The sequence below is a fragment of the Tardibacter chloracetimidivorans genome (assembly GCF_001890385.1).
In the GTDB taxonomy this organism is placed as follows: domain Bacteria; phylum Pseudomonadota; class Alphaproteobacteria; order Sphingomonadales; family Sphingomonadaceae; genus Tardibacter; species Tardibacter chloracetimidivorans.
In genome coordinates, this window is the sequence record NZ_CP018221.1 from 700,811 (window position 1) to 725,898 (window position 25,088).

Below are 25,088 nucleotides of genomic sequence, written 5' to 3' on the forward strand. Positions count from 1 at the left end.
CTCCCGGCCCCATACGTCTTTCCCTTGTTTCAAGGTGATAAACCCTAGACACGCCAAGATGCCTATGTCCTCGACATGTTCTCGTGCGAAGTCTGATCGGGTCTTGCAGGGGGTCAGGTAGATGGCTTGGAGAGCTTCTTTAAGGCCTTGTGATTGCAATATCTCTTTAGCCATTTAATCGTTTCATAGGCAGATGATGTTTCACTATGGCCTCGCTTCTCGAACACTCTTCTGACGCGCTCTAGGTGACGTAAAGGGACCTCTACGCCTGCACAGCGCATCCACTCGGTATAACGCCCATCTTTGTAAGCTGTCCCTCCGGTCGTTATTGAGGTGTCATAGATAGTCTTATGCGTAGTAGATCGGGAGGTCACTGTACTCTTCCATGAAGGCTTTAGCCTCTTCAAGAGTTGCGAAGAATTCCCAAGTCCTCCAGCCATAATATCCGCCAATCCCCTCCGAGTAGGAATGATATCCCCATCGGCTAACTACGAAAGGCTTGTCATCATCTGACACACAGGCATCGATCTTGAACTTAGGGTGGCGTTGTGCGTCTTCCTCAGCATCTTTTGGTGTTGGAGGCACGCGCTTCAGTTTATCCATTAGTGACATTCTGCCCAATTCCTTCCAATCTTAAACTCAACATCAAGCGGACAGTTGAACCCATAAGGCTCCCCTGCCATGCGCCCCGTATCTACGGCTGTCTTGGAGACAATCTCGATGAGCTTCGGGTCGTCCTTTACGGCTACTTGGGCTTCATCGTGTGACCATGAGAGGAACACAAAGTCCCCATCCCAGCCATACTTTAGACCCTGAGCTACAAGGGCGTCCTCATAATCAGCGATCCATTGCTTGCAGATGATAGCTCCGGAGTTCTGGAGCCGCGTATTGAGCGCCGCGTGTTCACTCCTTACAGGGAGCTTGCGGCCATCAATACCCTTAATCCAGCCTCTCCTGGCAGCCGTCTTGACTGCGTTGATTAGCTTGTTGAGGGCCGGGGTTTTCTTCAGGAAGGCATCACGTAGCTGCCTGCCCTTCCCTGCGCCCCCATTGGCTATCGATCCGATCTTCTCCGGGCCTGCCCCGTAGAGGAAGGCGTAGATGAATGTCTTCGCTTGGTCTCTGGTAGTTAAGCCTGCTGCCTGTTGATTGGCCGTATGGACATCGCCTGTGGTGACGATCTTTCCATACGCTCCTCCATCGAAGGATGCCATGTCGGAAGCGAGGCACCTTAGTTCCAAGCCTGACTGATCGGCACCGATTTGGACCCACCCTGAAGGCACATGGAATAGTTCACGACACTCCCGTCCGAAAGGACTTGATATACGCGGGACCTGTGAGATGTTTGGCTTTGAGTGCGTTGCGCGGCCTGTGACAGCCCCATTGGTGTTGTAACGTGCATGGATTTTCCCGTTCTTCTGGACCTTGAGCCACGCTTCGTTGCCTTCAGCTATCTGTCCGATACGCTTCTCAATCAGGAAGTATCGTGCGAGCTTCTTGGCCTCTGGGTATGGCAGGGAATTGAGGACCTCATCATCGATCTTGGGGGACCCAGGCTGTATCCATGTGCCGTCTTCATCCTTGATACGCTCTTGGGTGAAGACCTTGGGTTCCCATCCGTACTTGTCGATCAGCCGGTCAGCGATGTGCTTCCTAGAGGCCGGGTTGAACTCATGTTCCTTCCAGCGTTCTACTGGCTCACCTTTGACGTAGCCTTTGGTCTTGTTGTCTCTGGCAGGCACAAAATCAGGGAGACGTACCTTCCAGTTAGGGAATAGGCCGACTAGCTCGCGCCTTAAGCCTTCCCTCTCGTTAGAAAGTTGGGCATATAATTCTGACGCCTTATGGACATCAAAAGGAAACCCATTCCTCTCCATCTGAGCACATAGCCAAGCTACGCGATGCTCAAGGACGATGGACTGCTCAGAGGGCTGTTGAGCCATGAGCTTCTTGTAGAGGTCGTAGGTAACTTCAGCGTCTTGGAGCATGTAAGAGAACATGTCTTCGCTGAAAGTCTCCCATCCGCCCTTATAGTCGCCCTTGAAGTTGCCTAGCCGCTGTCCCCAAGCCTTCAGGCTGTGGGCACCTATTAGATTACCGTCGAAACGAGGAGGGACATGAGAAATCCCGTCAGGATAAGTAGTAGAGCATCCGAGGTCTGTTTTGGCATAAGGTTTCCACCTTTCGTATCTCTTGAAGTCTGATTGCTTGATATCTGGATAGACCAGCCTGCCTAAGATGAGAGTATCGCGCACCTGAGATGCAGGATAATCCCAACCATGTAGCTTCTTAAGGACCTCATGATCATAAGAAATCCAGTTGTGGCCTACGATCAACTCAGCCTTAGAAGCTATATCCAGGTACTTATCGATCTCATGTGGTCTGAAGCCTCGCACTTCGCCCGTATCAATGTCTTTCAGTACCGCACAGTGTATCTTAGTGACTTGATCTAGGAGGCCATCAGTTTCTAGGTCGCTTATGTATCGAGCCACTGGGCCTCCTTAGACTTGAACATGAGGCCCCGAGGAGCGCATGGTTCCCCCGGTTCTCTCGCCTCTTTGGTGGGGAGATTCGTGAGGCCACAGCGCCGGTCTTCTTGCCTGTAGTGGGTGCATTCCTGGCAGGGCTTGGGTGTGCCTTCGATACCCTTAAGAGGAATGAAGCGCCTAAGGACCCGCTGCTCCTCCTGCCATCTCTGGATAAGGAGAGCCGATCCGACGTTGTGGGGGTTCTTAGGGCCTAGCTTGGCTTGTTCTTCCCATATCCAGGCACTTCGGTCCCATAGGGCCTTAATGATTTCCGATGGGGGCTGCTTGCTCCAGAACTCAACGTCTATACTGATTTTAGGCGCAGATGTGCCTGGGCCAATAGCGCCCATAGAAACGTCTCCTTATTAGAACTCGCTTTCAGTGAGCCTGCCGGTCTCCCGGTCGTATCTTAAGGTAGCCGCATGGCCTCGTTCGCCAGTCAGCCGGTTCTTGGCTACCCCCACCTCCACAGTGTCTCCTGTAGGATCGTCAGAGGGCTTTTCGACCGTGAAGATCATGTCGGATAGTTGTGCGATGGCGTGAGAGCCTCGAAGCTGCTTCAGGCGAACCTTGGCTCCATCCTCGTGCCCTTTGTCTCCATCAGGCCGCGTAAGGTGGCTAATGACGTACATTCCGATCCCGGTCTCTTCGACAAGGGTACGGAGCTTGGTCATTGTCATGTCGATCAGCTTGCGCTCATCGGTGCTTTCGGTTCCGCTTATGAGGATCGAGAGGTGGTCAAGGATAACCCAACGACACCCGCAGACCTTCGCCAGATAGCGGATACGGTTGATGATGTTGTCTACATCGGTAGAGCCAAAGTGGTTGAACAGATAAAGCTCACGCCCATTGCCGAAGAGTTCTTCCTTGGCATTCGCTAGGTCGCTTGGGGTGACTTGTGACTGATCTACAACAAGGTTCTTGGAGAGGTGGAGGCCAACGATAGACCTTAGGGTCCGTCTGTTGTTCTCTTCCAGCATGAGCATCCCAACGGTCTGCTTGTGGTGCTGGTGGAGGTGATAGGCGATCTCTCGTGCGAGGGTAGACTTACCAATCCCTGAGCCTGCCGTGATGACGACTAGCTCACCCTGTCGGGCACCTAGCGTCAGCCGATTCAGGCCATCCCAGGGGTACGGTAAGCCCCTCTCGTCTTCCCCTAGGATATCATCGAAGACATCAAGGGCCGTGACGATACCATCAGGTCTGTAAGCCTTAGCGTTCCAGAAGGCTTGAGTAATGGCACCCGGCTTACCGTCGGCCAAGGCCTCATTGGCATCCTTGTAGGGAGCAATGTCGGCAATTAGCACTTTGTCAGGCGGGAGCATCTCAGCGCAGCGCATGGCTGCTTCTCGTCCCGGTTCGTCACTATCGAACATGAGGACGATCTTCTGGAACTCACAGAGCCAATCATAATTCTCTTTGACTGACTTGTGGGCACCTTGGGCACCGTTAGGCAGGCTTACGACAGGATATTTGTGACCTTGGGCCTGAGAGACCGATAGAGCATCCAGTTCACCTTCAGTGATGATGATGGAGCGCCTATCGTTAGGCCACAGCCACATCCCATAGAGAGGGAGCTTAGTGCCCTTATCCTTCAGAACCGGGAAGTCCTTTGCCCCTGTACGGAGCTTCTGGGCTACAAGAGTTCGGGCTGTGTCTCGATAGTTGGCGATATGGCACGGTTCGCCTCTTGAAGTCTCTCCCAGTCGATAGTCCCAGATGCGACAGGTCTCTTCGCTGAGGCCCCGCTTGGGAATGGAAGATATGGTTCCGTCAAGAGGCTCAAAGCGTCGTCCAGGTGTAGCCTCACGTCCGGTCGCGTCGAAAGCATTCTCGCTATCCCCAGCTTGGCCGTCACCTTTCTCAAAGTGGTTGCATCCAAAACAATGTCCGTGACCATCTGAGTATCTAGCGAGGTTGTCTCTGGAGCCGCATTGGGGGCAAGGTTCGTGGGCGATGAAGACACTATCGTCGGTACTCACTTCGTCAGTTCATTGAGCCTGTGGCTGATACGGTATGCCCGATCGATCTCGGAGTTCCTGGCTTCGATTTCACGCTGCACAGACTCTCGGATAGCTGCCAGCTTCTTCAGGTTCTCGTGAGAGTCCACAAGGAACTGATCGAGCTTACGGCTCGCCTTATCGAAAGCAGCTAGCGCCCCTGAGAGGTCCTTGCGAAAGATGCTGAGAGACTCTCGGAACCAGGAGACGATACGTTCGTATAGTGTACGAAAGAATGATTTGATCTCTGACATGGAATGTCCTATTGTGATACACAGTTAAAGGAAGCGTAGGAGGTACATCACCGAGAGGGTTGCCAAACTCATTACGGTCATGTAATCCCCCGGCTCCGGGGGTCGGATAGCCATCTCGATATGGCCTTAGGGGTTCAAGCTAGAGAGCCTTATCTGACCCCCAGCTTTTACGCCCGGCCTTCCAAGACATATTCGGCGTACCGCTGTCCGGTAATCGGATGCTGCTTGATGTTGCTGATGATGCCGTAGCCCATCTTACGCAACTCTGAGATACGCTTAGTCAGCGACTGTATGCTGTAGTCAGCCATTGCCTGACGCTGTGTGATCCGGCCTGCCTTGATGAAATGCTTAAGGAGGCGGGAGTTCTGGGATTCAATCTTTTTCATTTCTATCTGTCCTCTAAGGTCCAATAGATGCGGTCGAAGGCTTCAAGGGAAGCGAGGAGTAGCCAAGGGCTGATACAGACCCACCAAGACCAAGGCAGGACTCCTGAGGCTTTCAGGATTATTAGGAACATGCCAAGGATCGCGATCATCATAAGGTCCTCCGATCAATCTTGTCACAACGCTTGCAGTAGCGTTCTTGGTAAGAAATGAGAGTCGCGCCCAAGCGTCGGGCCTGAGACCAGTTGCTCCATCGATGCCAAAAGCACCTCATGACGCTGTGTTCCCTTCAGTCGGCACTTCGCCGCCTAAGAGCCTGATGTGATGCTCAAGGAGGTCAAGGCGATCATCAATCTCATCTTGAAGATCGATCAGTGCTGCTCGCTTGGCGTAGAGAGCCGTGAGGTTTACTTCTTGTTCCATAGTGATTATCGCCTTTCACTCGTTAATTCAGGTAGATGCGGCTATTGAGCCAACCAAAGACAAACTCTTCGTTGGCTTGACGCCCTTGTCAACGGCGGAGCAAAAGTCGGCCATTCGGCGGCGTAAAACCAGGCCATCGTGTTACATGCCGGGGGGAGTGGCGTGAGGGCGTAGCCCGAGGGCCACTCCCCCCGGCATTGGTGTAATTTTCAGGGTCTGGTTTTGGCCTTGCGGGCCCGGCTGTGCGCGAGGCGATAGCTTTCGCCGTTCATCTCGAGGATGCTGACGTGATGGGTCAGGCGATCGAGGAGCGCGCCTGTGAGACGCTCAGATCCGAAGGTTTCGGTCCATTCGTCGAAGGGCAGGTTGCTGGTGATGAAGGTGGAGCCGCGTTCGTAACGCTGGGAGATCAGCTCGAACAACAGTTCGGCGCCGGTCTTGGAGAGCGGCACAAAGCCCAGTTCGTCGATGATGAGCAGCTTGTATCCGGCCATCTGCTTCTGGAAGCGCAGAAGACGGCGCTCGTCGCGGGCCTCCATCATTTCGCTGACCAGCGCTGCCGCGGTGGTGAAGCCCACCGACAGTCCTTTCTGGCATGCTGCCAGTCCGAGCCCCAACGCTACGTGCGTCTTTCCGGTGCCTGATGGCCCCAGAGCGATGGCGTTCTCACGCCGCTCGATCCACTCGCAGCGCGCCATCTCGAGCACCTGCATCTTGTTGAGCCTGGGGATGGCGGCGAAGTCGAAGCTGTCGAGGCTTTTGACGGCGGGGAAGCGCGCGGCCTTGATGCGCCGCTCGACCATGCGACGCTCCCTGTCGATCATTTCCATCTCGACGAGGCGGGCGAGGAAGCGGATATGATCGACGCCTTCAGCGGCACATTGCCGCGCGAGCTTGTGATGCTCACGCAGGCACGTAGGCAGCTTGAGCGCCTTGAGATGGTGAGCGAGAAGGATCTCCGGGGCCTGATCGCTCATGCGGCCTCCTGCCGGTCGGAGAGCAGGCTCAGATAGGCTCTGGCAAAGGTCTTCTCGACCGTGGTGCGTGGCAGGAAGGGATAGACGTCCAGGTCCAGCCTGGGCGGTACGCGTTCGATCCGGCACAGGACGAGGTGCTTGACGGCATCGAAGCCGATGGCGCCAAGATCGATGGCCTGTTCGACCGCCGCCTGGAGATCGGCGAGGGTGAACGTTTCCAGCAGGCGCAGTACCTGCACATATTCGCGCTTGCCATGTTTGTGCATGCGCCCTTCCATCAACCGCTGCAGTGTCGTGAACGCTTCGGGCAGGTCCCAGCCCTGCAAAGGCGCAGCCTGGTCGAATGCGTTGATCTTCTGCTCGATCAGCGGGAGATAATGGAGCGGGTCGAAGACAACCTCCTCGCGGGCATAGCAACGAGGATGACGGGCGATGACTTCGCTGCGGCAGCCGATCACCACCTCATCGACATAGGCCCTGATCCAGACCTCCTGATGGCCCCAGGCCACCGGAACCGAATAATCGTTGGTCCTGTAGCGCACCAGGGATTGCGAGGAGACCCGCCCGCCTTTCTGATCGCAGGCCTCGAAGGGTGTAGCGGGCAGAGGCTGCATGGCCGCGAGATCGCGTTCCAAGCGCTCACCGATCGTCTCGCTCTGCCCGCGCACCTTGTCCTGCTGGCGCTTGCGGCATTGCTCCTCCAGCCACAGGTTGAACGCCTCCCAGGTCGGGAACTTCGGGATCGGCACCATGAAGTTGCGCCGGCAATAGCCTACCAGCCCCTCCACATTGCCTTTCTCGTTCCCCTTGCCCGGGCGAGCATAGCGGTCGCGGATCACGTAATGTGACAGGAAAGCGCTGAACAGCGTGGCACGCTGCCGCGTGCCGTCGGGCAGGATCTTCGCCACAAGGCAGCGATCGTTGTCATAGACGATCGAGCGCGGTACCGCGCCGAAAAACGCGAAGGCATGCACGTGTCCGTCCACCCAGGCCTCCGCCACCGCCGCCGGATAGGCCCGCACATAGCAGGCATCACTGTGCGGCAGATCGAGCGCGAAGAAGTAGGCCTTCTGCTCCACCCCGCCGATCTCCACCAGCGCTTCCCCGAAATCGGCCTGCGCATCTCCCGCAGGGTGCGCCAGCGGCACGAACATCTCCCGGCTGCGCTGTTCGCGCTCCCGGATGTAATCCTTGATGATCGTATAGCCGCCGGTGAAACCATGCTCGGTGCGCAAACGGTCGAATACCCGCTTCGCCGTATGGCGTTGCTTGCGCGGGACACTGCGGTCACCCTCAAGCCATCCATCAATGATCGCCACAAACCCGTCCAGCTTCGGGCGCTGCGGTACGGACTGGCGCCGGTAACCCGGCGGCGATGAAAACGACAGCATCTTGCGTACCGTATCGCGCGACACATTGAAACGCTTCGCCGCCGCCCGTTGGCTCATGCCATCCGCGCAAGCCAGACGGACCTGAAGATAAAGTTCCACGCTGTAGATCCCCACACCTCCCTGACTCGGCAGAAAGGCTTCAAGGTGGACGACTTTTACGCCGCCCGCAGCAGGACTATCCCGCCGCTACCGTGGTCGAATATTGCTCCGCCGTTCTCACCAACTCAATGTACCGGGCACCCTGGAGGCAGTTGAGGGCCTTGAGAACCACAGACTCTCCAGTGTCCCCTCGCTTCGTGATGAAGGCTTTGAGGGCAGCGCAGGTAGCAGGACCAACATTCCCATCAACGGTAAGGTCAGCGTAATCCCTGCCTTGCCTATTGAGTGCGTTGAGAGACCTCTGGAGAAACACTGAGGCCACCTTGGGACCCATGTTCACTCCAGTATCGAATAGCTCCGTAGCGACGCCTGGAGAGACCTGAGAGAGCTTATCGAACCCCGGCCCCGTCCAGTATTGCTTGCGGTAGATTTCCTTGGCTAGAGCGGTTTCCGATCATGCTGCATCGTATCCGCAGGCGGTGAAATAGTTGGCGCATTCTTGCGGGGTGTAGAGGTCGAGGATGCGGCCGATAGCGGTCCAGAGGCCGTGGATAGTGCGTTCGGCGGCTTTGCGCAGGTGCGCTTTGAGCTTCGAGAATGCTTTTTCGATCGGATTGAAGTCGGGGCTGTAGGGCGGGAGGAACAGGAGCGTTGCGCCCGCCGCCTCGATGGCCTCGCGCACCTCGGCGCCCTTATGGCTCGACAGATTGTCCATGACGACGATGTCGCCGGGGACGATCTCGGGGACGAGCACCTGGGTGATATAAGCGGTGAAGGCGTCGCGGTTAATTGGCCCGTCGAGCACCATCGGCGCGACCATGCCCGTGTTCCTGAGGCCTGCCACGAACGTCGTCGTCTTCCAGTGTCCGTGCGGAACGCCCGCGCGCAGCCGCTCGCCCTTGCGGCAGCGACCGTGGCGGCGCGCCATGTTCGTGCTGGCCCAGGTCTCGTCGATGAAGATCAGTCGGTCGGGGTCGAGATCGACCTGGCTCTCGAACCAGTCCCAGCGGCGGGCGAGGATGTCGGGCCGGTCCTGTTCGGTGGCGTGCGCGGTCTTTTTTTACGCGTGATCCCGTGCCGGTCGAAGAACCGCCACAAGGTACCGATCCCCACCGACACACCGTGCCCGCGCAGCATCGCCATCAACTCTTCGAGCGTCATGTCGGGCGTCTCGGCAATGGCGGCCCGGATGAGATCGCCGTGCGCCTCGATCCGCGCCGAACGGCGGTCGCCGCCCTGCGGGCGCGGTGCTACCGAGCCCTTGGCAAGCAGCCTTTGCCGCCACCGGATTGCGCTCGACACGCTGATCCCGAACCGCGCCGCCGCAGCACGGCACGACAAGCCGTCTTCGACCGCCGCCAAAACACGCTCGCGCAAATCCACAGACAAGGCTCGACCCATCCCATGCCGACCTCCTCACCGGCAAATCGGATGAATCAGAAAATATGCCGCTTGGGAATCCCTCGCGATTCAATCAGCTCGGAAACCGCTCTAACGCTAGAGGGAGGTCCTTCATGGGGCCTGAGTAGCCGTTCGCTACCGCTACCCCCCGAGTGATGCCCCAGTTGGTTTCGCCACCTGTGTCGTTGGGGTTGTTGACGTAGCCCCCTTCGCGGTGAAGGAGAGCGTTGAGTTCACTTTCGATGTTCACAGTCCAACGATATCCTTGGTGATGTAGTAGAAGTCCTCGTATGGAATGGAGAGAAACGGGGAATCTGCGTACTCCCGTGTAAAATCGACGTATTCACGCCCGATATCCACGAAACCGGCTACGAGGCCGTCTTTATCTCTAACTTCGTACCTCTTGATGATCTCCACAGACATTATTTCTCCTTGATCCACTCCTCGGGAATGGTCTTGTCAGCATAAAGAAAGCCGTTCTTCTCACACCAAGCACCAAGAGTTGTCTTTGAACCCTTGTAGATTGGCGAAGAGGAACGGCTGAAAACGAAACGGATATCTAGAGCGGTTTCCGAGCTGATTGAATCGCGAGGGATTCCCAAGCGGCATATTTTCTGATTCATCCGATTTGCCGGTGAGGAGGTCGGCATGGGATGGGTCGAGCCTTGTCTGTGGATTTGCGCGAGCGTGTTTTGGCGGCGGTCGAAGACGGCTTGTCGTGCCGTGCTGCGGCGGCGCGGTTCGGGATCAGCGTGTCGAGCGCAATCCGGTGGCGGCAAAGGCTGCTTGCCAAGGGCTCGGTAGCACCGCGCCCGCAGGGCGGCGACCGCCGTTCGGCGCGGATCGAGGCGCACGGCGATCTCATCCGGGCCGCCATTGCCGAGACGCCCGACATGACGCTCGAAGAGTTGATGGCGATGCTGCGCGGGCACGGTGTGTCGGTGGGGATCGGTACCTTGTGGCGGTTCTTCGACCGGCACGGGATCACGCGTAAAAAAAGACCGCGCACGCCACCGAACAGGACCGGCCCGACATCCTCGCCCGCCGCTGGGACTGGTTCGAGAGCCAGGTCGATCTCGACCCCGACCGACTGATCTTCATCGACGAGACCTGGGCCAGCACGAACATGGCGCGCCGCCACGGTCGCTGCCGCAAGGGCGAGCGGCTGCGCGCGGGCGTTCCGCACGGACACTGGAAGACGACGACGTTCGTGGCAGGCCTCAGGAACACGGGCATGGTCGCGCCGATGGTGCTCGACGGGCCAATTAACCGCGACGCCTTCACCGCTTATATCACCCAGGTGCTCGTCCCCGAGATCGTCCCCGGCGACATCGTCGTCATGGACAATCTGTCGAGCCATAAGGGCGCCGAGGTGCGCGAGGCCATCGAGGCGGCGGGCGCAACGCTCCTGTTCCTCCCGCCCTACAGCCCCGACTTCAATCCGATCGAAAAAGCATTCTCGAAGCTCAAAGCGCACCTGCGCAAAGCCGCCGAACGCACTATCCACGGCCTCTGGACCGCTATCGGCCGCATCCTCGACCTCTACACCCCGCAAGAATGCGCCAACTATTTCACCGCCTGCGGATACGATGCAGCATGATCGGAAACCGCTCTAGGTGGGAGTGCTGCTTCTTAACGAGGACATGCTTGTGTCTATCCTCAGCATCGAATATACCCTTGGCCTCTACGATGATGCCGTTAGGGAGTATGAAATCGGGAGTGTACTTGGCGTCCCTCTCAGGGATCGAATAGCCTACCTTCATTGTCTCATACTCATAAGGAACTCCTCGCTCCTCAAGGTCCTTGGCGATCTTCGCTTCGAGACCTGAACGATAACCGTTAGCTAAACGAGGAGCCTTGCCAGCGGCTCTATTAGAGGTCCAACGCCGAACCAGAGGAGCTTTCGCCACCTTCCGCGTCACCTTCGTCAAACCCGCCAGAACCTTCGTACTCATAGCCGTCCTCGACCTCATCGAAGTCAGAGGAAGCAGAGGCAACAGACTTCACCTGGGCCTGCTTAAGCTGGAACGAGATGCCCTTGTCGTACTCGATCAGGAACCCGGAGAGACGAAGGACACTTCCGCCACCGATGGTTACATCCTTGCCGATCTTCTGGTTCTTCGCATCGAAGACGGCTGGTTCGTATTGTGTCTTAGCTGTCAATACGATCTCGCCGGCGTCCTCGTCGATCACATAGGGGACGTGCTTCTTGGCCCACTGCTTACCGTGGACCTCCTCAGCGAAGGCATCGATCTTCTTGACCATGGCATTGACATCCTCGTCATCGATCTTGAAGACGAGCTTGGTCTTGTACTTATTGTCTGCATATTTCCCCGTGGAGTCCGGCTTGGAGATATGCGGGTAACGTGCGCTGCCAAAAGGCGTCGCTAGTTTGGTTTTCTTCACTGTAGTAATTTCCGTTTAATGGCTTCGGTCAAAATAGAATGATTATCCGACAGGATTAGGACCTTACGTATATCCCAGTCTTGGAATGGCTCATTATCTCTGACCTCACGCACGAACTCTTGGACGATGAATATCTGGTTAAGTGTGAATTTCTGAAAGCTGGATACGTTAGGACATGTCGGAATACGTGACAGCATTTCCTGACCGTTGACATGCGCAGACGGTCGGCAAACATTTAGTTTTACCAAGTGTCCTCCTAAGGTCATATATGGTCTCAATTGTTCACCCGCTAGAGACCAATGCGGGGATTAGAAGGTACCCATCCACTAAGGCCAAAGCCCGGAGGCCGGTCGCTAAGCCCACACATGGAAGGCTTGGATGGCTGGAGGTGGCAAGCGCATGATTACCCGTCATGTCGCCCATGTTGCGTCAGGCCGCAGCGTACCTTCTTGGGTAAAAATGATGGTGAAGACCCTGTGACCATCGGCACGGTAGCTATCATTGAGGGTATCCCCTCTAAGCTAACTGACAGTGTGCATCGTTGAGAGGCATTCAGTGTTCCATTAGTGTGCAGGGCTTCCACCTGCTGCCCCTAGCTAGCGTCGCCACATAGGAAGTAAGGAGTGAGCGGTTGTCGGGTCTTATGGGTTGTGCCCCATCGTCAGCCTTTCCCCGTCGAGAGAGGTCTTGAGAGACTATAAGCCCGGTACGAGACAGGTGCTTATAGTGTAAGTATCCCCTTTAGAAAACTGTCTCACATTTGAGAGGCTTAAGCCCCACAGGAGCCGCCCTTGCCGCTCACGTCACAAATGTCATGGACTTGCTCGCTAAACTCCTCTCCTTCGAGAATCCTTGCGTCCCCATAAGGAACAGGCGTCAAGGGCTGACCGCCACGAGCGCCATTTGGATAGCAAGTAAAGCCGCGTAGCCGCTTGGCGTATCGGGCAAGAGTAGAGCTAAAGGTATCCACAGTATCTTCATTGTTCAGGTCGCTTCCCCACTCAGGGAGATTGATAGTGGAACTGATTGCCATGTCCACATAATCCTGAACGTCCGCCTGGAAAGCTATGCGCCTCTCAAAGTCACCTGCGAGGTCCATAGCAGACTCAATCTTCTCTGGGTCGGCCCCATAGAGGTCGATTAGCTCCTTAGCTGTCCCATCGATCACGTACTGGTAGACCCAGTTGGTTCCATCCTTGAGGTAGCGTCGTTTGTAGGCCACAGCAAACAGTGGCTCAATTCCGGTGCTTGTGCCTGCAAGGATGCCGATAGACCCAGTAGGAGCGATAGCTCTGTTTGCGACAGGTTGCGACACGGATAGAGTGGATGCAAATAGTGCCGAAGTTGCATCACTAACGTCTCGATAGACGGCGAGCCACTCGTGCAGTTCTTCGGTGACTTCATAGCGATATCCTTTCTTGATGAGCCATTCGTGGACCCCCATGAGACCCAGGCCCAGCCTGCGGTTCTTCTCGCGGACCTCATAGACCTTCTGGTACGGGAGTTTGGCTTTAAGGGTCCCGCAGATGAGGAACTTGGTGGCTAATTCAGTAACATCCCTAAGCTCCTGAAGGCTCTCTATCCGCCCTAGATTGAGAGACCCAAGGTTACACACGTCGCTATCGTCAGCACTAGTAACCTCAGTGCAAGCGTTACGGAGGGTTTCATGCGCCTTGTCTCCAAAGTTGAACGAGAAGCCCGGCTCTGCTGTCTTAAGAGCCTGGCGCACATTGAGCCTGAATGTCTCTCCTACATCCCCTGTGGCCTCGTATTGGCACAGCCAAGCATCATCATAATTCAAGCTGATGTTGGTCATGTCCAAGGGGGCGGGATAGTTAAAGTCCTGCTCCTTGATGTCCTTGAGGGTGTAACCTGTGGAGCCTACCGGGTATTGATCCCAGTCCTTGATCGTAAGGAACTGCCGGGCATCATCATGTTGCCAGTTGAGGCTTGCGTAGATCGCAGAGCGCCTGGAGCCTCCCTGCATGACCCTACGGCCAATCTCGTTTATCATCTCCATCTTAGGGAGCGGGCCGGACGCTTTGCCTCCTGTGCGGGCTATGGGGGCACCTGAGGGCCTATAGATCGAATAGTCGGCCCCTATGCCTCCTCCGGTCATCAAGCAGGATTCGGATTTCCATGAGAGGTCCGCCCAGTCTTCTCGGGAGTCCTCTTCGGCCTTAAGCAAATAGCAATTATTGAAGAAGGCGTTAGGCCGTCCAGCGTAGTATAAGTACCTTCCTCCAAATATCACCTTCATTTCAACCATGTACTGAATAAGCTGGTTAACATCGGAGTGGGACATGAGACCATCGCAGACCTGATGGCCTAGCGTGTGACAAAGCTCCTCCCAGGTCTCAGCGCCTTCGTGGCGGTACTTTTGATTGAAGATGTCCTCAGAGAACTTTGAGCGGAACTGTGGGTTGACGTTGGATCGCCAAGTCATTTGTTATTAGGTACTTTCATGTGTGAGTTAAAAAGAAAACGCCCCGCTTACTAGGCGAGGCGCTGGGAGTCTTGGGAAGGTGAGAGGCTACTTCAGGGGCATGGCGCGGATAGGCATCCACCATTCCGGCGAAAGAATGTCGCCATCTGTGCTCCAATCGCTTTCGTCGTGTTCGACAAGCTCTTGGATATGGTCGCTAACGTATTCCCACCGTTCGACCTTTCGGGTTTCCCACCGCGCTAGCCCAACTGGTGGCAAATCTTCGCGGTCGAAACGTTCGCCACATGCGAGAAACCATGTGCCATCCTTGGGCGCAGTCTCTCCCGGATGCCAGCCTTCCGCGCTCATGGTGCTGGCAAGCTGATCGAGCGCCCATCTGATAGCCGCGCGGGCGATTAGCGCCTCACCTGTATTCATTAAGAACAGGTGCCGCCTGAGGTTATCGGTGGAGAGGTCTAGCCCCTTCGCCAGTTCTGCTGGATCGGTCATTCGATCAGCCCTTCTTTCCTCGCCTGTGCCTCACTTGTCATCAGGCGGTCACCGCAGATCGGGCAGTCGAATTTTGGCATCGCTGCCATGACTAGCGATCCCCTCGGCAGGCCGACCTTTATGATATAGCCGCAATGTTCGAATTGGAAATGAACATCGCCCATCTCTGGGGCCTTTGGGTAGCCCGCCATGTCTTCGCCTTCATATGACACAGTGCTGCGGAAGTTGATCCCGCTCCGAATGTCCTTGTCGTCCATCACGCTTTCTCCTCGCCTAGAGCCTCGACGTACCACTACCGTAGAAGCTGAGCTGATCGCGACACTTTCGCAGCGCCTCCTCGGCCTTGGCGGCGCGGTCTTCTGCTGCCTTGCGCTTGCTGTACAAGCCTCCGCTAACCAAGCATTGAAGTATCTCCACCTCTGCCTTTAGTTCCTTGATGCGGGCGGCTGCTTCCTTGAGCAACGAGGGTGTGCGCGAGCCGTCCGCTTGCGTAAGAAGGCGCTCAACCAGATCGTCGGGTTGATTGGTCATGGGAGATCATCCTCTACGGTAGAGCGGTATAGACACTCTTGCCCTTTATAGGCGACAGGTTCGAGCGCGAGGATATAGTAATCTGGCGCTTGGTCTTTGTTGTTGCGCTTCTTATTGTAGGCATTCCGAAACACGTTGGCCGCATCTATTGTTTCAAACGGCCCAGCGTATCCATCAATCTTTGCGCCCCATCCTCGCTCGCTCTCGTACATAGGTACAACGTACTCCATCTACCCCTCCTCCCGCATGGCTGCGATGGCTGCCGCTAGTTTACGGCCGCCGGACGAGAGGGCGACAACAAGCCGGAACTCATCTGGCAGGCTCTCAAGTTCCGCGATCAGCCGGTTCACCCTCTCCACCGTCGCATCGTCTGCTTGGTGGTGGGCGCGACCATCGGCTAGACCGCGTTCGTAACCGGCTTCTTCGGCTGCCATGATCTGCGCATTATGGCGCGTGGTCTGCGAAGCGTAAAGACGATAGGCTTCGCAGGACTCGTCGTGGAGGAGCCTGCGCATCTCCTCCAGGTCGGCCTCCGCCTTCCGGAGCGCCATCACGAGGCCACGTTCCGCGCCGAGCTTGATCCGGCAGGCTGGGTCGGATGATGGATCGAACCCGAAGTGATAGCGGGCACTACCCGGCGTGGTGAAAGTCTCGCCGCAATGGAAACACGTCCACCCGTGCGGGGGCTTCTCGTAAGTCTGAGCCTCCGTTAGCGATGCTGCCAGCTTTGAGAGGTCAGACATTCTCGCCTCCATCGTTGGGGAGGTGGTTGAAGGCGCGGAGGTTGCCGGAAATATGCATGGCTTCAATTGCCATGCTTTCATGATCCCGCGCCTCTTGCCGCTGCCTCCGCTTCAATGCATCCGTCTGGGCAGACTTGCGATGCTGAGCGTGTTTGACGGCCATCTCAGCCGCCAGTTGCGTCGTCAGCTTGATCGCGGCGAGGGCGATTTGCACCGCGTTAGTGTCGTCATACCCGCCTGCGTCGAGATGCGCTTCGTCCAGCTTCATGGGGGCGACAATACGGATCAGGTAAGGCTTGGCCACCTTCCGCGCCAGTTTCAGCGCACGTTCGTCAGTCATCTGCTCAATCCTCAACCCAAAGCCACTTCTTGTCATCCCAAACGCGGCCGGATGGCGTGGTCATCTGAAGCGGTGTATTGATCTCTTCGGCGGTCACGCGGAACTTGGTCGCCAAGCCCTTCGCTTCTGCCAGTTCCATAAAGCAAGCCGAGCACACCATGTCGTTGAACTCTGGCTCGCCGTTGATGCAGCCACCACGCATGACAGCGTTCCAAAGCGGGGAATGGGCGACCCAGATCGCGTTTTCGTGTCCACATCGCGTGCACTGTTCGTCAGTCATCAGATTGTCCTTTGAGGTAGTCCCAATCGCGGGTTGACCAGTTCCATACGAGCCAACCGCCATGAGGCCATTTCACCCGGATAAGGGGCTGTCGCCGCGATGCTGCCAGAGATGAGAGGTCAGTCATTGGGGGCCTCACGTGCTGCGAGCATGGCGTCTGCGATAAGGTACGCGCAATGAGCAAAACCACTGGCGTCCCCGGGACCGAACGTGCCTCTGTTCATGATTCCCGCCAGCGCTTGCCCGGCGAACCAGTCCCGAAGCGACATGCCTCCGAATGGCCCTTCCGGGGATAGGCTCTGCGGAAAGACGGGCGTGCTCTTGTCCATCTACTTCTCTCCCCTCTTCGTGAGAAAGGCGCGGGCGATCTCTTCCTCGGTTTTCCCCGTCATCTGAAGAACCGTGTTGTTGGCTTGCCGCTCTGGCGCGAAGGCGTCGCTAAACGCCATGTTCACTTCTGGCGGACATTCGGAAGAGTGGCGGAAGCCGTTTCTGAACACCCAAACAAGCGCTCGCCACGCCTCATCACGCTGACGAATAATGGTTGACGCCGAGCGAAGCGCGTCTCGTTCCTTCACCGCCTCTGCAAGAGCGCGTTCGGCTGCTTCGGCTCGTTCTTCGTGATGGACGGCAATCTTGAATAGCCTGTCGCTGTCGGCGGTGCCCTTCTCCACCCGCGCTTCAAGAGCGTCGATGTGAGATAGGATGTCCGTTACGGCTTCGGCCAAGTGCCTACGCCACCAGAACCCCTGCCCCTGAACCGTGTCATCGAACCAATAGCCCTCCAATCGCGCGTGCCCACAGAGGAAGGCCGCAACCTCCCGCATCCGCTCTATCTTCTGTTTCATATCCGTTACTCTCTCATTTTGTATATTCTCTACGCAAAAGCATAGGGCGCGTCAAGTACCTCACGTACCTCCCAGTTCCCAATTGTCGGGACCTCTGGGAGCCTAGAGGGATCGTCCAGTGATCTTGCAGCATTCTCATAGACCTCTGTGAGAGGGCAGTAGTTTTCATACATGTCCACGAACGCCTCTCGTATTATGTGAAAGAACCTTTCGGTAGACCCTGCATGGGTTCCAAAGCTGTCGTGGATTAGGCTGAAATGCTCAATACCCTCAGCCTTCGATGCCAGCACAGTGAGCATGAGGTGGGCAGCATCCATAGAGTGAATGACGTTAGGGGCCACAGCGTTCTTAGCTTTCTCTTTGTCGATCCTGTCGAGAGGCTTAGTGCGGATGTTAGCCCGGACTTCTCTTAGTGACCCTTCCTCCGCCTGTCCCACCAAAGCAACGTCACGGTCGAACAGAAACATCTTGACCCTCTTCACGTCCCATTGAGTGTACTTGTGGAGGACAGGAAGCCCTACCGGAGTTACCCAAGTCAGGGGCTTGCCTTCGTGGGCCAGTGTTCCCGCAACCTTCTTGAAGAACGACATGCCCTTAGAGGCTTCAGTGACCACAGCGTTGACTGAATGCCAGACCTTAGCGGCGATGTAGTGAGCTAATTGGACACCGTTGTCAGGCTCTCCGTACCTCTCGCTCTTAGGGTCGAGGATAGGAAGCTCATACTTGTTTCGATCCTTCAGTCCCTTCAAGACAGCATCGTTCTCTGGACCCATGGTATCTTTCACTTGCTGCTGTCCAAAGCCAAACTGTTCGCTGCTATAGGCGAAGGTCATAACGTTACGCTTGGCGATCTTTCGATCCAGTCCGCCTAGCTCAAGCAGCTTAAGCGCCCTTACGTCTCCATTGGCAGCATCCAGCTTCACCAGTTCGTTGGCTGCATCTGCTACAATCTGATAGGCGTCCGCAGGCTCCAAGGCTTCGGTAAGGCATACCATCGCTGCCTCTCTCTCGCACCTCAGGGCTGCCGAGTAGTGCTGCAAGCCACTGTTGGAACCATCCAGGGCTACGGGCAGGTAGCTTATGAACTCTTCGCTTGATCCTGATGACCTCCACTTCGCGTACTCCATGCAGGCTGCAAGGTACATGAAGGGACTGTCTGCTTGTGACCAGTGATCCAAGGTGCCTATTGGGTCGTTGGCTGTAGCTATTATCTGATCGTGATTGTCCTCTACCCACCTCAATCGGTCTCCAAAGGGCCTCTTGGAGACACGCTCAAAGTCTCCGCAGTTAGCGAGATGGACACACAGCCAAGACGCTCCAGATGGGCCGAGAGGCTTTCCATCAGCAAACCTGAAGAGAGCCTTGACGTGATCCGACCGCTGATTATTGAAGTGACATACGGGGTAGACCCTTCCTCGGAAGTCGAGATTGCAGGGCAGGTAGAATCTATCATAGTCCATGAGTTCCTTGGCGGTCGTAAGGTCGTCCAGCATGATCTTAACGTCCGCATCGATTGATCTATTTTTCTGGTGTATCTGAGCAACTGTGAGGCGTTTGCCCTTACGCTGCCTTTGGTCCATCTGTTCCCACACCTCAGCGTCTACACGAGGAGGCAGGTCGATCCTTTGGGAGCGAGGGAAGCCTTCGATCTCTATGTTGTTCTCCCAGGCCCACTTGATGACACCATAGACAGGCTCATTGATGGCGAAGGGCGTCTCCTGGATGGCGTTAAGGGCCTCAAGGACATATGCCATCTGTCCGTTGCCTAGGGACACCTTCAGGAGCCTCCTGTGGTCCTTCTGGGAGGTCCGCATAAGAGGGACAGTCCGGGCAAGCCTCTCATCGTAGTAGCAGCCGGTATAGAAGCTCTCCCAAGGCCGGGGAGCGACAACCATAGGTCTCAGGACAGGGCGCATCCATGACGCAGCCTCTCGGATGTCCCTAAGCAGGGAAGACCCCTCATCCGTCAAGACAATCAGGTTCATGGAGGAGCCACGCTTGACGAAGACCGTCTCCAGCTTGAAGATGTCAGGGAGGGCCTTGAGGACAGCGTTGACCAGCGGTTCGCCTACCTTGGCAGAGACATCAGCGGACCAGTCATCAAACTCAATGTCTTGATCCTCCACCAGCTTCTTGAAGGCTTTGGACCTGTTAGCAGAAGACCCCTGCATAGAGAGCTTCTTGCCTATCCTCTCAGCAATCTTCTTGCCTCTCTCTCGCTCCAGCTTGAGAGCCACATGCTCGCTATGAACCATACGTCCACAGGTAACTAGAGTTTGGCTTAAAGGCTTCTGTGAGCCTATAGCATTGATAACTGAATTAAGACCAATGTAAGCAGCTTTGGAAGGATCAAAGTCTCTTAAGACACTAAAGGAGAATGGGGTCTTTCCTTTCCCTAGTTTATCTTTAGTCTCACTAAAGTATCTTTCGATCTCTTTAGTTACTAAAGGTATACATCCTCTAATAACTTTAGAGGACTCTAGAGTAGCGTAAGCTCCTTCGTTCTTCTCAAGTCTCTTTTGGTTCTCATTGAATCTTATGTAACCATCAGCCAGCGATAGAGCGTCGCGCTCTGCTTGGGCTTTCAAGAGGTCTTCGCTATCTAGAAACATCTCACGCCTACTCCCCGCTCGCTCTTTCCAGTGTAAGTATCCCTTTTAGGAAAGTGTCTCGTTTTCAATACCATATACCGAATGAGATTGTCTACAGAAATGTTACCCCACTTTTAGTCCCGCACTGGGACACTATCACTGGAACCTTAGTAAAGTTTGGTGCCCGTCTCGCCCCTCTTGAGGCCCATAGAAACCAAGGAAAACAAGGCCCGTCCGCATTCGCAGCGGTCTGGTGCGGGCGAAGGGACTCGAACCCCCACATCTTGCGATACTGGAACCTAAATCCAGCGCGTCTACCAGTTCCGCCACGCCCGCATCAACAAAAGGGCCGCTTTCCGTCGTTTTTGTCACTACGCGGCTCGGCTCATATTGGCAAGTTCCCCTCCTCCCCCAGCCCCGTGGGGGACCTGGAAAGGCGTGGGAATGCTGGGGTTTTCCTCCAGCTTGGAGAAGTAATCCCCCACCTTTACTAGCGCATCCTCCAGATTTTGCTGTTTCACATGGGCATAACGGAGGGTGGTTTCTAGCCGCTTGTGGCCCATCCATTCCTTGATGACGAAGACGTTGATCCCCGCATCGACCATCCGAGTGGCCCTTGTGTGACGGCAAGCGTGGAAGACGAAGTCCTTGTCGTCCTCAAGGCCCATCTTGGTCCTGGCGCGGTTCCACCAGGACCTCAGGTTGCGCCTGGTCGGCATCTTCTTGGACTTAACCAGCTCAGTCAGCATTCGGGTCGTCTCTTGCGACATGGGCACGGTCCTGGGGGTTTTCGTCTTGGTGTTCCAGAGGTGGAGGCGCGTCCCATTGATCTGTCCGGGCTCGACTGTCAATAGTTCGTCCCGGCGACAGCCGGTCTCGATAGCCACCTTGGTGAGCTTCCAGACGTTGTCGGGGAGGTACTCTTTGAGCTTCTCCTCCTCCCCCAGGGTGATCCACCGGATGCGGCCCTCGCCCTCCTCCTTCCACCCGAAGGAGATGCCGTCCTCACCCGCGACAGGCTTGGTGCGGTAGCCCCGTTTCTTAGCCCAAACCAGGAAGGTCCTCAGGTGCGAGAGGTACCTGTTGATCGTGGCTGGCGCACGTCCCCTAGCGGCAAGCTCCTGGATGAGCTTGTCGATGGAGTTGGTGTTAATTTCGTCCAGCCGGGTGGTCTTGCCCAGGATGTCAGCGATATGGCCCAGACGGGCGAAGTTGGTCTCCGTGGTGGCGTCTCCGTCCCACAGGAGCCCCTTGGCGGCCTGGATGGTCGCTGCGAGCGAGTTGACCGGCAAGGCCTCCTCTTGGACAGCCGGAGCGGGCTTCAGGCTCTCACCACGCGCCCAGGCGTCCAGAACGCGCTTCTCGTCCTCTATGGCGTCCGCGTGGTTGTCCCAGCGCTTCCTATAGCGCTCACCGGCCCTTTGAAGCTCGACGCGCCAGCGCCCGGTTACCTGGCCGTCCTTCTTATCGGCATATATTGCCATGTGTGGTCAATCCTCCAAGAGATCGGCGAGGACCTCAGCGACCTGTCGGCCACGAGGCGTCAGGGTGTAGAAGTTCTGCTTGAGGTTCGATGGGTTAACCGTGCGCTCCACGAGGCCGTAGCCCGGCTCCATCCTGCGGTTGCGTTCGCCGAGGTCCAGCAAGTGACGGCTGACCGTGCTGTCGCTAATCCCCATCATCTTGGCCAATTCGTGGAGGCTCTTGCCCTCGTTGAGGGCTACCACATAGAACGTCCGGGCAAGCTGCATCGGGATGGTGGTCCCGATCATTGCCTGTATCTGAGTGAGGTGTCGGTAGCCTTTCGTCAGGCCACGTCTACCCTGTTTGTCGGCCATGTCTCGGTCCTCCGTATTCATCGCACATAGGCGACTATTGCTTATCTGATTTTATTGCTGATCGTCAACAGTCGCCAGATAAAAACCCCTCATCACCATCAGGCTGAGGGGTTTTGTGGGTTAGAAGAGGAGATTGAGAATGCGGTCACCGAAGACCGTGAGGAGCGCTAGGAGGACGCTGCCGATCCAGGCCAGGAGGTTGAAGCGGGTCTTCATGCGGTCCTGATCGGTTTCCAGCGCCGTGATCCGGTCGCCGTGATCGGCAAGGTTAGCGTCGGTCTTCTCGTTCCGCTCGCGCTGAGCGTCGAACTTCCCTTCGAGGCGGCCAAGGCTTTCCCGGATGTCGCCTAGAATGTGCCAGGGCGTCTGGTCCGTAATCACGGCCGCCAGCCCGTAGCGAGGAACTTGGTGAGGTCTTCCTTGATCAGGCGCATGACCACATCTTTGGCCGTGGCGCTGCCGTCGAAGACATTGAGGCCGGTGCGAGCCCAATGGTCTGCCACAGCGCCAGGAACCGAGGCGACGAGCCGCAGCTCAAGGTCGTTGTCCCGTTTGCGGAACTTGGCGTCCTGCTCGGTTCGAATGTCCGCGAGGCGGCGGAGAAACCAGTCGGGTATCTCCTGGAAGCACTCGATGTGCGCCTCTTTGATCTTGAGGTTCTTGTCGACCTCCAGGTGTAGGCGGTCGGTACTGTCGATTATTTCTGGCATTTGAAACTGATAAATGGGACAGGAAGGCCCCCAGGTCCATCAGGACCCAGGGGCTTGCGTTAGGCCTAAGCCTTAGTCGTCCGCGTCCGTGCCGGTGACGTCGAGGGCCTCAAGGAGGACAGCGCCCTTCCGGTTCTCATGCTTCAGGCCATATTCGCCAGCGAGCATGATCTTGGTGTTGTCGCCGGTCTTCGCCAGCGTTTCGCGGAACCAGCTGCGGCCCTTCAGGTTCGTCTGCTTCCACATGCTGGGATCGTAGAGGAGCGCAAAGTCGCTCTTGATCTCACGGTTGATGGTCACCCGGAGGGTGCCCAGAGCGGTCGTGTAGATGTCGACCTTCACGATCACCTTCGACGGGTTGATGCCCACGTCGCGGACACGGTCGGCCGAGCCAGCGAACTCCGAGATGGCCTCGGCGTCGGTCGGCTTAACCATGAAGGTCTCAGCGCCGTCAGAGCCAGCGTCGTAGGCCGTGCGGATCGCCTGCTTAACGAGCGTCTCGCTGATCGCAGCGCCTGCGGCGTCGATCTTGTTGTCCGCGTGGATCAGCTGGGAAGCCGAAGCGAACCGGCGAGCCACCGCGTCGGAGCCCAGGACCATCGCCTGGTCGACACCGACGTTCGCCCGTTCAAGGTCGAGGCGGAGCGATTTGCCCTTTTTCACCAGCTGGCGGGCAAGCTCGTTGGCGCGGCCGTGATGGTCGGTAGCCTGGAGCGAACCGGAGAGCTTGATGGTGCGGCTCAGAATCTGCGTGGTGTTCTGGAGCATCTCCGTGGTGTTGCAATCTTCCTCGGTGGCGTCGAAGCCTTCGACCTGGGCGTTATCCTGCGCCGGGTCCAGCTCGTCTTCCTGCCACTGGTAGACCTTCTGCTTCACGACTTCGGAGCCGATGGAGGTGCTGAAGGGAACCTTATGCGGGGTCAGCATGGAGATGACGCTCGAAACGTCTTCCTTAGCGCCAACGCTGTCATAGGTCTTGAAAGTAGCCATTGTTTACGTGTGTTCTTCGTTGTTGAACTGATTGTTGATAAGGGTTGGCAGCTTGAGGCTTACCGGCTCTTGACGTTCCAGCGTCCAAGCAGGAGCGCTACGGCGTCATCATCGGTGGCCCGACCTGTCTGGAGCTTCTTCTCCAGGGCCTTCAGGTTCTTTGAGGGAGCGTCGGCGATTGCTTCCCGGCCGCTGCTCTTCTTCACTCGGGTGGGCGTCTGGTTGATCTTCTTGGTGACGACCTTTTCGCCCTTCTTGTACTGCATCGCCATGTGCAGCAGCTTGAAGACCTTCGCATTGGCGATCCTGCGAACGTCTGCCTCGTCCAGGCCCTGCTCGATACCGAACTGCATGACCTCGGCGTACACCTGGTCATTCCAGCCCGGAATGTCGGCCTCAAGCTCCTTGCGGGCCTCTGCGGCCTGCTCGCGGATGATGTTGGCCTGACGGGCTTCGACGATCTGTTCGAAGTTCTTCCCGGCCTCCATGAGCTTCGAGAAGCGCTTCTGGTTCTTGGTGAAGTTCTCGCGGTGCCACTTGAACTCCTCCGGGTCGAGGTCGTTTCTGAGGACCTCCCAGTCGGTGTCCTTGTAGGGCTCCAGCTCCTCCAGGACACTATCAAGCGCCCCTTGGATAAGCATGGCCGCACGGCCGCCCACAAGCTCAGCTTCCTGGCTCTTCTTGGTGAGCGCAGCTTCCTGGCCCGCAAGGCGCTTCAGGCTGCCAACCGTAACTTCGGTTTCCTGGCCGTCGACGACTACCTTGACGACCGCATCGTCTGCGATCTCCTTGGCCTCGGGGGCGCGTTGGTCGTCCCCTTCGTCATCTTCCTCGCCTTCGTCAGCATCGTCGTCATCTTCGTCCGTGCTGTCGTCGTCGTCGCCTTCGTCCTCTTCAGAAGACGTATCATCCTCATCGTCCTCCAGGTCGTCTTCGTCCTGGGCGATCTCGTTGCCCTGATCGTCCTCGTCGTCTGCGTCGGGATCGGGGGCCTGCTTCTTACTAGCCGGGATGAGAGAGGCGGTCAGTTGTTCAATGGCGCTGTCGTCTGACAGGCCGGTATTGTCGTCCGGTTGGATAGACACGTTTTTCGGTTACTTTCAAAAGTCGTCGAGACTGTCGGGATCATCCTGGACAGACTCGTCGGTGCGTAGCGCGGCATTCTGCAACACGGAGGCCCCAACGGCAGCAATTTGCGCCAGTTTCTCGGTGATAGCGGTCAGGCCGCGCGATAGGTTGTAGAGGTCTTCACGAGCATCCCTTCGGTCGGGAGGGCTCGTGAGGATGCCTTCGGAGCATTCCCCGCGCACCCGCTCAATGGCGAGAAGGAACGCGGGGTTATCCAGAAGGTCAGACGCTGCCTGACCCTCAAGGATTTCTTGCTCTTCCTCTTCGGTGAGGACGATTTCGGACACTGTGG

Annotated in this window: 34 protein-coding genes, 1 tRNA gene and 1 pseudogene; 1 reads left to right on the forward strand and 35 read right to left on the reverse strand. The window is 56.7% G+C overall.

The features are described 5' to 3' along the window. Positions 1–348: 348 nt before the first annotated feature. The 14 genes and pseudogenes from BSL82_RS03500 to BSL82_RS21710 all read right to left on the reverse strand — a co-directional run bounded on the left by BSL82_RS03500 (position 349) and on the right by BSL82_RS21710 (position 10,106). Positions 349–603 carry a hypothetical protein gene (locus tag BSL82_RS03500; protein ID WP_072596055.1) on the reverse strand — a complete coding sequence of 85 codons (255 nt, stop codon included), beginning with the start codon at positions 601–603 and terminating at the stop codon, positions 349–351. Next, the gene (locus tag BSL82_RS03505; RefSeq protein ID WP_072596056.1) at positions 603–2,492 is read right to left on the reverse strand and encodes a DNA polymerase; all 1,890 of its coding nucleotides are present in this window, start codon (positions 2,490–2,492) and stop codon (positions 603–605) included. Before BSL82_RS03505 ends, BSL82_RS03500 begins: the two co-directional genes overlap by 1 nt. 401 nt (positions 2,493–2,893) lie before the next feature. Further along, positions 2,894–4,510, reverse strand: a complete 1,617-nt coding sequence (locus BSL82_RS03515) for a DnaB-like helicase C-terminal domain-containing protein (RefSeq protein ID WP_072596058.1) — start codon at positions 4,508–4,510, stop codon at positions 2,894–2,896. After that, positions 4,507–4,782: an Mce/MlaD family protein gene (locus BSL82_RS03520; protein ID WP_072596059.1), complete on the reverse strand. Its 276-nt coding sequence runs from the start codon at positions 4,780–4,782 to the stop codon at positions 4,507–4,509. Before BSL82_RS03520 ends, BSL82_RS03515 begins: the two co-directional genes overlap by 4 nt. Positions 4,783–4,949: 167 nt before the next feature. Next, the gene (locus BSL82_RS03525) at positions 4,950–5,168 is read right to left on the reverse strand and encodes a helix-turn-helix domain-containing protein (RefSeq protein WP_072596060.1); all 219 of its coding nucleotides are present in this window, start codon (positions 5,166–5,168) and stop codon (positions 4,950–4,952) included. Between the two features lie 267 nt (positions 5,169–5,435). Continuing rightward, positions 5,436–5,588, reverse strand: a complete 153-nt coding sequence (locus BSL82_RS20315; protein WP_158010657.1) for a hypothetical protein — start codon at positions 5,586–5,588, stop codon at positions 5,436–5,438. Positions 5,589–5,797: 209 nt separating this feature from the next. Beyond that, the gene (gene istB / locus BSL82_RS03530; protein WP_007686288.1) at positions 5,798–6,565 is read right to left on the reverse strand and encodes an IS21-like element ISSsp5 family helper ATPase IstB; all 768 of its coding nucleotides are present in this window, start codon (positions 6,563–6,565) and stop codon (positions 5,798–5,800) included. Beyond that, positions 6,562–8,055, reverse strand: coding sequence for an IS21 family transposase (gene istA, locus BSL82_RS03535; RefSeq protein ID WP_083579292.1), 1,494 nt, complete (start codon positions 8,053–8,055; stop codon positions 6,562–6,564). Before istA ends, istB begins: the two co-directional genes overlap by 4 nt. 76 nt (positions 8,056–8,131) lie before the next feature. Next, complete coding sequence (locus BSL82_RS03540) at positions 8,132–8,389, reverse strand: putative peptidoglycan-binding domain-containing protein (RefSeq protein WP_418361270.1); 258 nt, start codon at positions 8,387–8,389, stop codon at positions 8,132–8,134. 6 nt (positions 8,390–8,395) lie between these two features. Further along, positions 8,396–8,488 (reverse strand): annotated as a pseudogene (locus BSL82_RS21705) (glycosyl hydrolase 108 family protein); the annotation flags it as partial. 21 nt (positions 8,489–8,509) lie between these two features. Then, a protein-coding gene (locus BSL82_RS19870; RefSeq protein ID WP_158010658.1) for an IS630 family transposase occupies positions 8,510–9,456 on the reverse strand; the annotation gives its coding sequence in 2 pieces (ribosomal slippage) (positions 8,510–9,108 and positions 9,108–9,456; 948 coding nt in all). Between the two features lie 73 nt (positions 9,457–9,529). Further along, positions 9,530–9,706: a glycosyl hydrolase 108 family protein gene (locus BSL82_RS19875; RefSeq protein ID WP_083579019.1), complete on the reverse strand. Its 177-nt coding sequence runs from the start codon at positions 9,704–9,706 to the stop codon at positions 9,530–9,532. Next, the gene (locus BSL82_RS20320; RefSeq protein WP_158010659.1) at positions 9,703–9,879 is read right to left on the reverse strand and encodes a hypothetical protein; all 177 of its coding nucleotides are present in this window, start codon (positions 9,877–9,879) and stop codon (positions 9,703–9,705) included. The genes BSL82_RS19875 and BSL82_RS20320 overlap by 4 nt, the downstream gene beginning before the upstream one ends. Further along, positions 9,879–10,106, reverse strand: a complete 228-nt coding sequence (locus BSL82_RS21710) for a hypothetical protein (RefSeq protein ID WP_158010660.1) — start codon at positions 10,104–10,106, stop codon at positions 9,879–9,881. Before BSL82_RS21710 ends, BSL82_RS20320 begins: the two co-directional genes overlap by 1 nt. A gap of 3 nt (positions 10,107–10,109) precedes the next feature. On the opposite strand from BSL82_RS21710, the gene BSL82_RS19880 reads away from it, so the two are divergent. Then, positions 10,110–11,056, forward strand: a protein-coding gene (locus tag BSL82_RS19880) for an IS630 family transposase (protein WP_158010658.1) whose coding sequence is annotated in 2 segments (ribosomal slippage) — positions 10,110–10,458 and positions 10,458–11,056 — 948 coding nt in all. Because the reading frame shifts where the segments join, the coding sequence is not laid out codon by codon here. On the opposite strand, the gene BSL82_RS21715 is transcribed toward BSL82_RS19880, so the two are convergent. The 21 genes from BSL82_RS21715 to BSL82_RS03675 all read right to left on the reverse strand — a co-directional run bounded on the left by BSL82_RS21715 (position 11,028) and on the right by BSL82_RS03675 (position 25,083). Then, entirely contained in the window at positions 11,028–11,429 is a 402-nt protein-coding gene (locus BSL82_RS21715) for a hypothetical protein (RefSeq protein ID WP_418361271.1), read from the reverse strand. The two genes, BSL82_RS19880 and BSL82_RS21715, sit on opposite strands and share 29 nt — an antisense overlap. After that, positions 11,329–11,862: a DUF2815 family protein gene (locus BSL82_RS03580; protein WP_072596064.1), complete on the reverse strand. Its 534-nt coding sequence runs from the start codon at positions 11,860–11,862 to the stop codon at positions 11,329–11,331. Before BSL82_RS03580 ends, BSL82_RS21715 begins: the two co-directional genes overlap by 101 nt. Before the next feature lie 769 nt (positions 11,863–12,631). Further along, positions 12,632–14,308, reverse strand: coding sequence for a ribonucleotide reductase barrel domain-containing protein (locus BSL82_RS03585; protein WP_072596065.1), 1,677 nt, complete (start codon positions 14,306–14,308; stop codon positions 12,632–12,634). A gap of 87 nt (positions 14,309–14,395) precedes the next feature. Next, positions 14,396–14,797, reverse strand: coding sequence for a hypothetical protein (locus tag BSL82_RS03590; protein ID WP_072596066.1), 402 nt, complete (start codon positions 14,795–14,797; stop codon positions 14,396–14,398). Further along, positions 14,794–15,054, reverse strand: a complete 261-nt coding sequence (locus tag BSL82_RS03595) for a hypothetical protein (RefSeq protein ID WP_072596067.1) — start codon at positions 15,052–15,054, stop codon at positions 14,794–14,796. Before BSL82_RS03595 ends, BSL82_RS03590 begins: the two co-directional genes overlap by 4 nt. Positions 15,055–15,070: 16 nt before the next feature. Then, entirely contained in the window at positions 15,071–15,328 is a 258-nt protein-coding gene (locus tag BSL82_RS03600; RefSeq protein WP_072596068.1) for a hypothetical protein, read from the reverse strand. After that, positions 15,325–15,558: a hypothetical protein gene (locus BSL82_RS03605; RefSeq protein WP_072596069.1), complete on the reverse strand. Its 234-nt coding sequence runs from the start codon at positions 15,556–15,558 to the stop codon at positions 15,325–15,327. The genes BSL82_RS03600 and BSL82_RS03605 overlap by 4 nt, the downstream gene beginning before the upstream one ends. Then, the gene (locus BSL82_RS03610) at positions 15,559–16,071 is read right to left on the reverse strand and encodes a hypothetical protein (RefSeq protein WP_072596070.1); all 513 of its coding nucleotides are present in this window, start codon (positions 16,069–16,071) and stop codon (positions 15,559–15,561) included. Continuing rightward, positions 16,064–16,426, reverse strand: coding sequence for a hypothetical protein (locus BSL82_RS03615; protein WP_158010661.1), 363 nt, complete (start codon positions 16,424–16,426; stop codon positions 16,064–16,066). The genes BSL82_RS03610 and BSL82_RS03615 overlap by 8 nt, the downstream gene beginning before the upstream one ends. Further along, the gene (locus tag BSL82_RS03620; RefSeq protein ID WP_158010662.1) at positions 16,416–16,691 is read right to left on the reverse strand and encodes a hypothetical protein; all 276 of its coding nucleotides are present in this window, start codon (positions 16,689–16,691) and stop codon (positions 16,416–16,418) included. The genes BSL82_RS03615 and BSL82_RS03620 overlap by 11 nt, the downstream gene beginning before the upstream one ends. 119 nt (positions 16,692–16,810) lie before the next feature. After that, positions 16,811–17,020 carry a hypothetical protein gene (locus tag BSL82_RS20905; protein WP_072596073.1) on the reverse strand — a complete coding sequence of 70 codons (210 nt, stop codon included), beginning with the start codon at positions 17,018–17,020 and terminating at the stop codon, positions 16,811–16,813. After that, positions 17,021–17,539 (reverse strand): hypothetical protein, encoded by a 519-nt coding sequence (locus BSL82_RS03630; RefSeq protein WP_072596074.1) that lies wholly within the window; start codon positions 17,537–17,539, stop codon positions 17,021–17,023. It abuts the gene before it with no gap. 29 nt (positions 17,540–17,568) lie between these two features. Beyond that, on the reverse strand, positions 17,569–20,151 hold the full coding sequence (locus tag BSL82_RS03635) for a DNA-directed RNA polymerase (protein ID WP_072596075.1): 2,583 nt from the start codon (positions 20,149–20,151) through the stop codon (positions 17,569–17,571). Between the two features lie 230 nt (positions 20,152–20,381). After that, positions 20,382–20,466, reverse strand: a tRNA-Leu gene (locus BSL82_RS03640). 35 nt (positions 20,467–20,501) lie between these two features. Next, complete coding sequence (locus BSL82_RS03645; protein WP_072596076.1) at positions 20,502–21,614, reverse strand: site-specific integrase; 1,113 nt, start codon at positions 21,612–21,614, stop codon at positions 20,502–20,504. A gap of 6 nt (positions 21,615–21,620) precedes the next feature. Beyond that, complete coding sequence (locus tag BSL82_RS03650) at positions 21,621–21,968, reverse strand: ArsR family transcriptional regulator (RefSeq protein WP_072596077.1); 348 nt, start codon at positions 21,966–21,968, stop codon at positions 21,621–21,623. 120 nt (positions 21,969–22,088) lie between these two features. Further along, positions 22,089–22,349, reverse strand: a complete 261-nt coding sequence (locus tag BSL82_RS03655) for a hypothetical protein (RefSeq protein WP_072596078.1) — start codon at positions 22,347–22,349, stop codon at positions 22,089–22,091. After that, on the reverse strand, positions 22,346–22,678 hold the full coding sequence (locus BSL82_RS03660) for a hypothetical protein (RefSeq protein ID WP_072596079.1): 333 nt from the start codon (positions 22,676–22,678) through the stop codon (positions 22,346–22,348). Before BSL82_RS03660 ends, BSL82_RS03655 begins: the two co-directional genes overlap by 4 nt. Positions 22,679–22,750: 72 nt before the next feature. After that, entirely contained in the window at positions 22,751–23,668 is a 918-nt protein-coding gene (locus tag BSL82_RS03665; protein WP_072596080.1) for an SU10 major capsid protein, read from the reverse strand. 59 nt (positions 23,669–23,727) lie between these two features. Continuing rightward, positions 23,728–24,753, reverse strand: coding sequence for a hypothetical protein (locus BSL82_RS19885; RefSeq protein WP_083579022.1), 1,026 nt, complete (start codon positions 24,751–24,753; stop codon positions 23,728–23,730). A gap of 15 nt (positions 24,754–24,768) precedes the next feature. After that, the gene (locus tag BSL82_RS03675; protein ID WP_072596082.1) at positions 24,769–25,083 is read right to left on the reverse strand and encodes a hypothetical protein; all 315 of its coding nucleotides are present in this window, start codon (positions 25,081–25,083) and stop codon (positions 24,769–24,771) included. Between the last annotated feature and the right edge of the window lie 5 nt (positions 25,084–25,088).